The sequence below is a fragment of the Streptomyces sp. NPDC058307 genome, assembly GCF_042880295.1.
Lineage (GTDB): Bacteria > Actinomycetota > Actinomycetes > Streptomycetales > Streptomycetaceae > Streptomyces.
The window spans coordinates 138,878-148,703 of the sequence record NZ_JBHVYZ010000011.1 but is presented as its reverse complement, the minus strand read 5'-3'; the positions used below and the strand labels follow the sequence as shown (position 1 = coordinate 148,703).

The 9,826-nt window shown below is 70.9% G+C and carries 10 protein-coding genes and 1 pseudogene; 6 read left to right on the top strand and 5 right to left on the bottom strand.

The window, feature by feature from the left end:
• A pseudogene (locus ACFVYN_RS11290) lies at positions 1 to 161 on the bottom strand (small hydrophobic protein); the annotation flags it as partial.
• A 253-nt stretch (positions 162 to 414) separates the two neighbouring features.
• On the bottom strand, positions 415 to 2,034 hold the full coding sequence (locus ACFVYN_RS11285; RefSeq protein ID WP_389995830.1) for an MFS transporter: 1,620 nt from the start codon (positions 2,032 to 2,034) through the stop codon (positions 415 to 417).
• 66 nt (positions 2,035 to 2,100) lie between these two features.
• Between ACFVYN_RS11285 and ACFVYN_RS11280 the strand changes: the two genes are divergently transcribed.
• Genes ACFVYN_RS11280 through ACFVYN_RS11270 form a run of 3 tightly spaced genes read left to right on the top strand, consistent with a single transcriptional unit; the run spans position 2,101 to position 4,922 of the window.
• Complete coding sequence (locus tag ACFVYN_RS11280; RefSeq protein ID WP_389995827.1) at positions 2,101 to 2,736, top strand: TetR family transcriptional regulator; 636 nt, start codon at positions 2,101 to 2,103, stop codon at positions 2,734 to 2,736.
• Between the two features lie 54 nt (positions 2,737 to 2,790).
• Positions 2,791 to 4,008, top strand: a complete 1,218-nt coding sequence (locus tag ACFVYN_RS11275) for an alpha/beta hydrolase (protein WP_389995824.1) — start codon at positions 2,791 to 2,793, stop codon at positions 4,006 to 4,008.
• A 56-nt stretch (positions 4,009 to 4,064) separates the two neighbouring features.
• Positions 4,065 to 4,922 (top strand): DUF4429 domain-containing protein, encoded by an 858-nt coding sequence (locus ACFVYN_RS11270; RefSeq protein ID WP_389995863.1) that lies wholly within the window; start codon positions 4,065 to 4,067, stop codon positions 4,920 to 4,922.
• Between the two features lies 1 nt (position 4,923).
• Here the strand turns inward: ACFVYN_RS11270 and ACFVYN_RS11265 are convergent, their stop codons facing one another.
• Both ACFVYN_RS11265 and ACFVYN_RS11260 read right to left on the bottom strand, forming a co-directional pair.
• Entirely contained in the window at positions 4,924 to 5,940 is a 1,017-nt protein-coding gene (locus ACFVYN_RS11265; RefSeq protein ID WP_389995821.1) for an aldo/keto reductase, read from the bottom strand.
• The gene (locus tag ACFVYN_RS11260; protein WP_389995818.1) at positions 5,937 to 6,401 is read right to left on the bottom strand and encodes a MerR family transcriptional regulator; all 465 of its coding nucleotides are present in this window, start codon (positions 6,399 to 6,401) and stop codon (positions 5,937 to 5,939) included. Before ACFVYN_RS11260 ends, ACFVYN_RS11265 begins: the two co-directional genes overlap by 4 nt.
• 97 nt (positions 6,402 to 6,498) lie before the next feature.
• On the opposite strand from ACFVYN_RS11260, the gene ACFVYN_RS11255 reads away from it, so the two are divergent.
• Positions 6,499 to 6,969: a GNAT family N-acetyltransferase gene (locus tag ACFVYN_RS11255; RefSeq protein WP_389995815.1), complete on the top strand. Its 471-nt coding sequence runs from the start codon at positions 6,499 to 6,501 to the stop codon at positions 6,967 to 6,969.
• Between the two features lie 19 nt (positions 6,970 to 6,988).
• Entirely contained in the window at positions 6,989 to 7,804 is an 816-nt protein-coding gene (locus ACFVYN_RS11250; protein ID WP_389995812.1) for a serine hydrolase domain-containing protein, read from the top strand.
• Here the strand turns inward: ACFVYN_RS11250 and ACFVYN_RS11245 are convergent.
• Complete coding sequence (locus ACFVYN_RS11245; protein ID WP_389995809.1) at positions 7,801 to 8,454, bottom strand: pirin family protein; 654 nt, start codon at positions 8,452 to 8,454, stop codon at positions 7,801 to 7,803. The two genes, ACFVYN_RS11250 and ACFVYN_RS11245, sit on opposite strands and share 4 nt — an antisense overlap.
• A gap of 92 nt (positions 8,455 to 8,546) precedes the next feature.
• Here ACFVYN_RS11245 and ACFVYN_RS11240 point away from each other — a divergent pair, with 92 nt between their 5' ends.
• The gene (locus ACFVYN_RS11240) at positions 8,547 to 9,752 is read left to right on the top strand and encodes a PucR family transcriptional regulator (RefSeq protein WP_389995806.1); all 1,206 of its coding nucleotides are present in this window, start codon (positions 8,547 to 8,549) and stop codon (positions 9,750 to 9,752) included.
• The last annotated feature ends 74 nt before the right edge of the window (positions 9,753 to 9,826 follow it).

The following is a 9,826-nucleotide window of genomic DNA, read 5'->3' as shown; positions in this document are numbered from 1 at the left end:
CTCGCGACCGGGCCGAGAATGATGCCCAGTACGAAGAAACCCGCGATCGCGCAGATGACTCCGATGATTCCGAGCGTCGCGCGATCCGGCCCGCTCCGTGACCACGTCCGGCCACGTGATCGGGGGTACTTGCGCGTTCCGTGTCCGTAGCCCGCCATCATCAACTCCCTGACGCCCTTGGTTGGTTGGGTTGGTCTCGGGTTCAACGATGCGAGTACCCCGGTCTCCGCGGTTAATCCTCCGGCCTTGCGGCGCGCCGCCCCCCTCCGGCAGCGCGCCGCAGCGCCGTCCGTCCTCCGCGTCGCACGAAGCGTGCCGTGCGGAGGACTTGACTTACTGTGACCTGAGGCGCGTACCGAGGGCGAGAAATCTTTAGCCTCTTCACCCTGATAGGGGAAGAAGGCTGAAGTCGCGTCAGATGTGGCCGACGCCCGCGCCCGCCTCCGCGTTCTCGCCGCGCTTGGTGAGCAGGGCGACGAACACCGCCACCACCGCGACCCCGGCGGCGACCAGGGACGCGAGGCTCATCCCGGAGATGAAGGTGTCGTGGGCGACGTCGGTGATCTTCGCGACGATCTCCGGCGGGGTGCCCTTGGCCACCGGCGCCACCCCCACCTGGACCGCCTCGGACGCCTGGTCCAGCTGGGCCGGTGTGAGCGCCGGCAGACCCGCGTCCTTCCAGTTGGCCGCGAGGTCGCCGTCCACCTTGGAGGCCATCACGGCGCCGAGCACGGCCGTACCGAGGCTGCCGCCGATCTGCATCGCGGCCTGCTGGAGACCACCGGCCACGCCGGAGAGCTCCATGGGCGCGTTGCCCACGATGACCTCGGTGGCGCCGACCATGACCGGCGCGAGACCGAGACCCAGCAGGGCGAACCAGAGCGACATCACGGCGCTGCCGGTGTCCGTCTGCAGCGTGGACATCCCGAACATGGCGATCGCCACGGACGCCATGCCGCCGGCCAGGGGCACCCGCGGACCGAGCTTGGTGATCAGCGCGCCCGCGAGCGGCGAGCCGACGATCATCATCCCGGTGAGCGGAAGCAGATGCAGACCGGCGTCGATCGGGCTCATACCGTGCACGTTCTGGAGATAGAAGGTCACGAAGAACAGGCCGCCCATGAACGCGATCGCCATGAGGACCATGAGGACCACACCCGCCGACAGCGCCACCGAACGGAACAGCCCGAGTGGGATCAGCGGTTCCTTCACCTTCGTCTCCCAGAAGGCGAACAGCGCGAAGCCCACGGCGGACACGGCGATGAAGGTCCAGGTCAGTCCGTCGCCCCAGCCCCAGGTCGGGGCCTTGATGAGCGCCCACACCAGGCAGAACATGGCGGCGGACAGCAGGGCTATGCCCAGGATGTCGAAGGAGCGCGGAGCGTTCTCGGCACGGTGGTCGAGGAGGATCAGCACGCCGAGGACAAGGGCGAGGACACCCACCGGCACGTTGATGAAGAACACCGACTGCCAGTTGACGTGCTCGACGAGGACACCGCCGAGGATCGGACCGCCGGCGGTGGAGGCGCCGATGACCATGCCCCAGATACCGATGGCCATGTTGAGCTTCTCGGCCGGGAAGGTGGCCCGCAGCAGGCCGAGCGCGGCCGGCATCAGCAGGGCGCCGAACAGGCCCTGCAGGACGCGGAAGGTGACGACCGCGGCGATGCTGCCGGACAGTCCGATCGCGCCCGAGGCGGCGGCGAAGCCGACGACACCGATCAGGAAGGTCTGACGGTGGCCGAAGCGGTCACCGAGCTTGCCCGCGGTGATCAGGGCGACGGCCAGGGCGAGGAAGTAGCCGTTGGTGATCCACTGGACGTCCGCGAAGCTCGCCTTGAGGTCGGCCTGGATGGCCGGGTTGGCGATGGCCACGATGGTGCCGTCGAGGGCCACCATCATGACCCCCACCGCCACGGTCAGCAGGGTGAGCCACGGGTGGCCGCGCAGCCCGGAGGCGGGCGGCTGATCCGACGGGGACCGCGACGCGCCGTCCCCCGCCCCCGTCGTATCGATGGTGGTCTGACTAGTCATGTGTTCGAGGCTAGTGACAGCCACTGACAATTGACAAACCAATTCACAAGTCGGTAACTGACACCAATGGAAACACTGCGCGAACGCAAGAAACAGCGCACCCGTGAGGCACTGCTGCGGGTCGCGATCGAGCTCTTCACCACCCGGGGCTACGAGCAGACGACCGTCGACGACATCGCCGACGCCGTCGGGGTCTCGCAGCGCACCTTCTTCCGCTACTTCGCCGGCAAGGAGGACGCTGCGCTCGGGCTCGACGCGATGACGGTGACGCGCTTCGTGGCGGCCGTACGCGCGCGCCCGCCGCACGAACCACCCCTGGAGGCCCTGCGCCAGGCCGTACTCCAGGGCTGGGACACGCTCCACGAGGTCGTCGAGTCGGTCGTGCCGGTGGAGCGGTTCCTGAGCATGTACCGGGTGATCGAGTCGACGCCCGTGCTGCTCGCCGCGCATCTGCGGCGCTCGGCGGAGACCGAGGAGGTGCTCGCGCGCGTGCTCGCCGAACGCGAGGGCCTCGACGCGGCCACCGACCCGCGGCCCATGCTGCTGGTGGCCGTCTTCAGCGGTGTGATGCGGGTGACGGAACGGCAGTGGTCGGCCGACGGGGAGTTCAGCCTGGAGGCGATGCGCGCCTTGACGGTCTCCCACCTCGAACTGCTGGGCCCCGCCCTGACCGGAAAGTGGTTCCCCTACACCGAAACGTGATTCCTGTCACTCGATTAACCCGAGACCGTCTCGTTCTCCTAGTGTGTCCTTTCAGTGACTTCCTTCGACACCTCCCCGCAACTCAACGTCTGGCGCGCACTGCTCGCGCTGGCCGTGGTGTTCGTGATGCTGGCGACCACCGGCTGGACCGCTCTGCAGAACCACAGGGAGACCACCCCACTGCAGACCTCGCTCCGGTCCTGGGCGCACGGCCGCCTCCACGGACACCCGCTGCCGGACCCGGACACCGCCCCCGACCGGCTCACGCGGTTCTTCGCCGCCCTCACCTCCCAGGAGCGGGTCCGCCTCGCCCAGCGCTATCCGCTCGCGGTCGGCAACATGAACGGCGCCCCCGTCGCACTGCGCTACCAGGCCAACCGGCTCGCGCTGTTCCAGGCCCGTGCCGTCGAGCGCACCCGCATGCACGACCCCCGGCTCACGCCGGCCGGTCAGCAGGAGGCGGGCCGCCGTATGCACCGCTTCGAGTCGCTGACCGCACCGGAGCGCCACATCCTCGCCTTCGACCCCGACGGCTCCGGCCGGGTCGCCGAGGTCTTCGGCGATCTGGGTACGGCGGAGCGGGTCTCCGTGGTCGTACCGGGCGTGGACACCGACGTGCTCACCTTCCAGCGCACCAGCCGCAGCTACTCCGCGCCGGTCGGCATGGCCCAGGCCCTCTACCGGGCCGAGCGCGAGGCGAGCCCGGCCACGCGTACGGCGGTGATCGCGTGGGCCGACTACACGGCACCCGCGGGACTCGGCATCGACTCGGCCACCGCGATGCGCGCCGCGACGGGCGCCGTCCGGCTGAACGCGCTGGTGCGCGCGCTGCCCGGCACCTCGCCGGTCTCCCTGTTCTGCCACAGCTACGGCTCCGTGGTGTGCGGGGTGGCCGCGCACACGCTGCCCGGCCGGGTGGCCGACATCGCGGTGGCCGGCAGCCCCGGGATGCGCGTCGCCAACGCCTCCCACCTGCGCACCACCGCGCAGGTGTGGGCGATGCGGGACGCCGACGACTGGATCCAGGACGTGCCTTATCTGGAGGTGGGCGGGCTCGGTCACGGCGCCGACCCGGTGTCCTCCGCGTTCGGCGCGCGCGTGCTGTCCGCGCGGGGTGCGGACGGGCACGCCGGTTACTTCGAGCCCGGAACGGAGAGCCTGCTCAACTTCGCCGAGATCGGCATTGGCGCGTACCGCTCGGTGCACTGCGCCCACCAGGACGAAGCCTGCCGCGCCGGTTTGTCCGGCACGGGCACGGCCGGACGCGCGTAGAGACCGCAGGAACCGCGGTCTCGCGAGGAGGGACGAAGGAGCTCGTGCCGAATACGATGACCCGCATGGGTGACGTACTGGCCGGATTTCATGCCGCCTGGGAGTTCGAGTCCGACTCCGTGCTCATCCGCTACGAAAGGGGGATTCGCACACCCAAGCTCTTCCAGGCACTGGGGGAACGACGGATCCCCCTGGAGGCGATCTCCGGGGTGACGCTGACTCCCGGCAAGCGGGGCACGGTGGTGCTGCACGCCGAGCCGCGGCCCGGGGCCGATCCGCTCATGGAGGCGGCGGCGGGGCAGCTGAAGGAGGGGTGCGATCCGTACCGGCTGGTGCTGCCGGCCGACAAGGAGACGCTCGCCGAGTACTACGCGGACGAGCTGCGCGCCCTGCTGAAAGAGGACGCCGAGTCGGCGGAACGTTTCCTGGTGCCGGCGCCCGAGGTGCCGTTGCAGTTCAAGGCGTACGACGGAAAGGCGTCCTTCGACGGCCGTACCGTGCGTTTCCGCTGGTTCTGGACCGGAGCCTCCTCGGCGAAGTGGAAGGCCGGGGACCAGAGTTTCCCGGTGTCCGAGCTGACGGGTGTCGAGTGGCGGTCACCGGAGGTCTTCGAGGGGCATCTGCGGCTGCTGCGCGGCGAGCCGGGGCCGGTGCAGGCCGACCAGGATCCGGCGGCCGTGGTGTTCGGGCTCGGGTACGGGCCCGTCCACGAGTCCCTGCCGTTCGCGGCGGCGGTCCTGGCGGCCGTGCGGCAACGGGGGCCCGCGGCGGTGGTCCCGGCCGCGACCGCGCCGCGCCGGGACCCCGCGGACATCGCCGAACGCATTCGCCATCTCGGGGAGCTGCATCAGGCCGGACTGGTCACCGACGAGGAGTTCTCCGTGAAGAAGGCGGAGCTGCTGGCGGAGCTCTAGCTCATTCCCGGCCCGCGGACGAGAACCGCATGTCCGCGTACCGGTCGCCCGCCACCTGGGCCGCGATCGGCTCCAGCAGCTCCAGCTCCTCCTTGGTGAGCTCGATGCCCGTCGCCGCCGCGTTCTCCTCCACCCGGCTCGGCTTGCGGGTGCCCGGGATCGGGATCACCGGGAGGTCGTGGACCGCCGCCTGCTGCTGGACCCAGGCCAGGGCGATCTGGCCCAGGGAGACGCCGTGGGCCTCGGCGACCGTGCGGACCGGCTCCAGCAGGGCCGCGTTCGCCGCCGCGTTGTCGCCCGTGAAGCGGGGCTGCTGACGGCGGAAGTCGTCGGCGGTGAGGTCCTTGTCGGCGTTGGTGAAGGACCCGGTGAGGAAGCCGCGGCCCAGCGGGGAGTACGGGACGAGGGCCACGCCCAGTTCGCGGGCCGCCGGGACCACCTTGGCCTCGATGTCCCGGCTGAACAGGGACCACTCCGACTGCACGGCGGCGATGGGGTGGACGGCCTGCGCCGCACGCAGCTCCGAGGCGGTGACCTCGCTCAGGCCCAGGTGCTTGACCTTGCCCTCGCGCACCAGCTCGGCCATGGTGCCGACGGACTCCTCGATCGGCACGTTCACATCGCGCCGGTGCATGTAGTAGAGGTCGATCGCGTCGACGTCCAGGCGCTTCAGGCTCGCCTCGACCGCCTGGCGGATGTACGGCGGGTCGTTGCGGATGATCCGCCGGGTCGGGTCGTCCGGGGGTATCGCGAGGGCGAACTTGGTGGCGATCACGACCTCGTCGCGGTGGGCCTTGAAGAACGGCGACAGGAACTTCTCGTTCTCCCCCTGGCCGTAGGCGTCCGCCGTGTCGTAGAGCGTGACGCCGAGTTCCAGGGCCCGCTCCAGGGTGGCCCGGGACGCCTCCGCGTCCGTGGGGCCGTAGGCGAAGCTCATGCCCATGCAGCCGAGGCCCTGGACGCCGACCGTGGGGCCGGTGTCGCCGAGCTGTGCGGTCGGGATCGTGCGGTCCGTCATCCGGCCTTCTCCGATTCGTAGGCGCGACCGGCTTCGGCGTAGAAGCTGATCTTCCGGTCGAGAACGGCGAGCGTGTCCTGGAGTTCCGCGATCCGTGACAGGACGTCACGGCGGGTCGTCTCCAGGAGCTCGTACCGTTCGGTGAACGTGTGGTCGCCCTCGCGCACCAGTTCCGCGTACCGCACCATGTCGGCGACCGGCATGCCGGTGAGCCGGAGCTTGCCGACGAGGTCGAGCCAGTCGAGGTCGCGGTTGCAGTAGCGGCGCTGGCCGGTGTGCGAGCGGTCGATGTGCGGCATGAGGCCGATGCGCTCGTACCAGCGCAGGGTGTGCGCGGTCAGGCCGGTGAAGGCGACGACCTCGCTGATCGTGTAGCTGTCCTGGCCCAGCGGACGCCGGTGGGGGTGCGGCGGGGCGGCGCAGCTGTCGGTCCTGGTACCCGTGGTCTCCATCACCGTCATGACCCCAACGCTATGGCCTTGGAGTGCACTCGAAGCAAGCGGTACCGGTAAGAAATCGGCAGGACGGCTCTCGGGTGCGCTCGCTAACGTGCGGTGCATGAGTCCCGTACGCCGTGCCACGACCGCGGACGCCGAAGAAGTACTGCGGCTGCGCCAGGTGATGATCGACGCGCTGCCCGGCGGGGACGCCTCCACAGCGTGGCACACGGAGGCACTGCCGTCGCTGCGGGGGAAACTGGCCGAGGCCGACGGGGACTTCGCGGCCTTCGTCGTCGACCACCCGGACCGGCCGGGGGCGCTGGCGGCACTGGTGGTCGGGACGGTCGACTACCGGATCGGGCAGGCGTCCAATCCGCACGGCCTGGGCGGGTACGTCTTCAGCGTCGCCACCGATCCGGACGCGCGCCGACGCGGGTACGCGCGCGCGTGCATGGACGAACTGCTGGCGTGGTTCCGCGAGCGGGGCGCCGGGCGGGTCATGCTGACCGCGTCCCCGGAGGCCGAGCCGCTCTACGTCTCCCTCGGCTTCGTCCCCAAGCCGGACCCCACGATGATTCTGACGTTCTGAGCCGCTTACGCTCGACGGCATGTCCTTGCAGAGCCTCGCGTTGATCGAAAACTGGCCGGTTCCCACCGCTGCGGCAGGAGTGGTGCGCGGCGACGGTACGGTCCTCGGCACCCACGGCCCCGTCGACCGGCGCTTCCCGCTGGCCTCGGTCACCAAGCCGCTGGCCGCGTACGCCGTCCTCGTCGCGTACGAGGAGGGGGCGATCGAGCTCGACGAGCCGGCCGGGCCGAGCGGATCGACGGTGCGGCACCTGCTCGCGCACACCTCGGGGCTGGCCTTCGACGAGCACCGGGTGGCGGCTGCTCCCGGGGAGCGGCGCCTGTACTCGAACGCGGGCTTCGAACAGCTCGGCGACCATGTCGCCAAGGCCACGGACATCCCGTTCCCGGAGTATCTGCGGCAGGCCGTGCTGGAGCCGCTGGGCATGACGTCGACGTCCCTGGAGGGCTCCCCCGCGAAGGACGGTGTGTCGACGGTCGGGGATCTTCTCCGGTTCGCGGCGGAGGTGCAGGCGCCACGGCTGCTGGACCCGCGGACGGTCGCGGCGGCGATGACCGTCCAGTACCCCGGCACGAAGGGCGTGCTGCCCGGCTACGGCCACCAGAACCCCAACGACTGGGGCCTCGGCTTCGAGATCCGCGACTCCAAGTCCCCCCACTGGACGGGCTCTTCGTCCTCGCCGCGCACCTTCGGGCACTTCGGCCAGTCCGGCACGTTCCTGTGGACCGACCCGGACGCGGGGGCGGCCTGCGTGGCGCTGACCGACCGCGCGTTCGGGCCCTGGGCGATCGAGGCGTGGCCGCCGTTCACCGACGCCGTTCTGGCCGAGCTCTAGGACATCTCCCACACCAGCAGCTCCGCCGGGGTCACCGCCACCACGTCCAGCTCCTCGGCGTCGGTGACCCGGGCCGCGTCACCGGCCCCCAACTCCTCGCCGTCCAGGCGCACTTCGCCCCGCACGACATGGACGTACAGGTGACGCCCGTCGGGCACCGCGGTCCGCTCCCCCGCCGCCAGCCGCCGCACATGGAGCATCGCGCCCGCCTCCGGGATCGCGTACGGCGTCGAGTCGGCGATCCCGCGGACGATCTCGTACGACGGCTCACCGCCCGGCTCCAGGGGCGCCAGCCAGGTCTGCACGAAGGTCAGCGGGGTCCCGGCGTCGTTGCGCTCGACGTGCCGGACGCCCGCGGCGGAGCTCAGCCGCTGGACGTCACCGGGCCGCACGACGGTCTCGTGCCCGGTGGAGTCCCGGTGCGTCAGCTCCCCCTCGACCACCCACGTCACGATCTCGGTGTGGCTGTGCGGATGCTCGTCGAACCCGGCTCCGGGCACGAGCCGCTCCTCGTTGCAGGCGATCAGCGCGCCGAAGCGGAGGTTGTCGGGGTCGTAGTGGGGACCGAACGAGAAGGCGTGCCACGACTCGATTCCGGTCCCGGGGTCCCCGCCTGGGTAGCGCTCCGCCGCGCGCCGTACGTCCGTCACGGGACCACGGTAGCGCCAGGGCGGGCCGCCGGTGGGGGCTCGACGGTACCCGGCGGCACGCGCTGACGTCCGGATAAGGCAGTCTTGTCCCCGTGCCCGAACCCGAACACCGCGAGTCCGACCCCGCCGCGCCCGTCGCCCACGCCCACGCCGCGACCCTGAAGCGGCTGGAGAAGTCGTCCGGGTCTCTCGCGCAGCAGGCCATCACGCGCATGGACGAGACGCTGCCGTGGTACCGGGCCATGCCCCCGGAGAACCGTTCCTGGATCGGGCTGGTCGCCCAGGCCGGCATCGCCGCCTTCACCGAGTGGTTCCGGCGTCCGGACGCCCCGCAGGCCATCTCCACCGACGTGTTCGGGACCGCTCCCCGTGAGCTGACCCGGGCCATCACGCTGCGGCAGACCGTGGAGATGGTGCGCACCACCATCGAGGTCATGGAGAGCGCGATCGACGAGGTCGCCGCCCCCGGTGACGAGTCCGTGCTGCGTGAGGCACTGCTCGTGTACGCCCGCGAGATCGCCTTCGCCACCGCGCAGGTCTACGCCCAGGCCGCCGAGGCACGCGGTGCCTGGGACGCCCGCCTGGAGTCGCTGGTGGTCAACGCGGTGCTCAGCGGGGAGGCCGACGAAGGGGCCGTGAGCAGGGCGGCGGCTCTCGGGTGGAACGCACCCGAACATGTCTGTGTCGTCCTCGGCCCCGCCCCCGAGGGCGACTCCGAGCTGACCGTCGAGGCCATCCGGCGGGCCGCCCGGCACGCCAAGCTCCAGGTGCTGACCGGGGTGCTCGGCGCCCGGCTCGTCGTCATCGCGGGCGGCAGCGACAACCCCCTCGCCGTGGCCAAGTCGCTGATCGGGCCCTACGCGGCCGGTCCGGTGGTCGCCGGGCCCGTGGTCCCCGATCTGCTGGCCGCGACCCGGTCCGCGCAGGCGGCCGCCGCCGGGCTCAAGGCGTGTTCCGCCTGGCAGGACGCCCCGCGCCCGGTGCTGGCGGACGACCTGCTTCCGGAACGTGCGATGGCCGGTGACCCCAGCGCGCGCGAGCAGTTGGTGGAGGAGATCTACAGACCGCTGGAAGAGGCCGGTTCGGCGCTCCTGGAGACGCTCTCCGTCTACCTCGAACAGGCGTCCAGTCTGGAAGGTGCGGCCCGGATGCTGTTCGTGCATCCCAACACCGTGCGCTACCGGCTTCGACGTGTGACTGATGTCACCGGCTGGTCACCCTCCGACGTGCGATCGGCGTTCACCTTGCGCATCGCGCTCATCCTGGGGCGTCTGGCCGACGGGGATCTCCAGCCCTAGGCTTTTGTCGGGGGCCCACAAAACCCCCTCCTGTTCTTCGTCCCTGTCCCCACGGGCGGCTTGGGCCGCCCTCA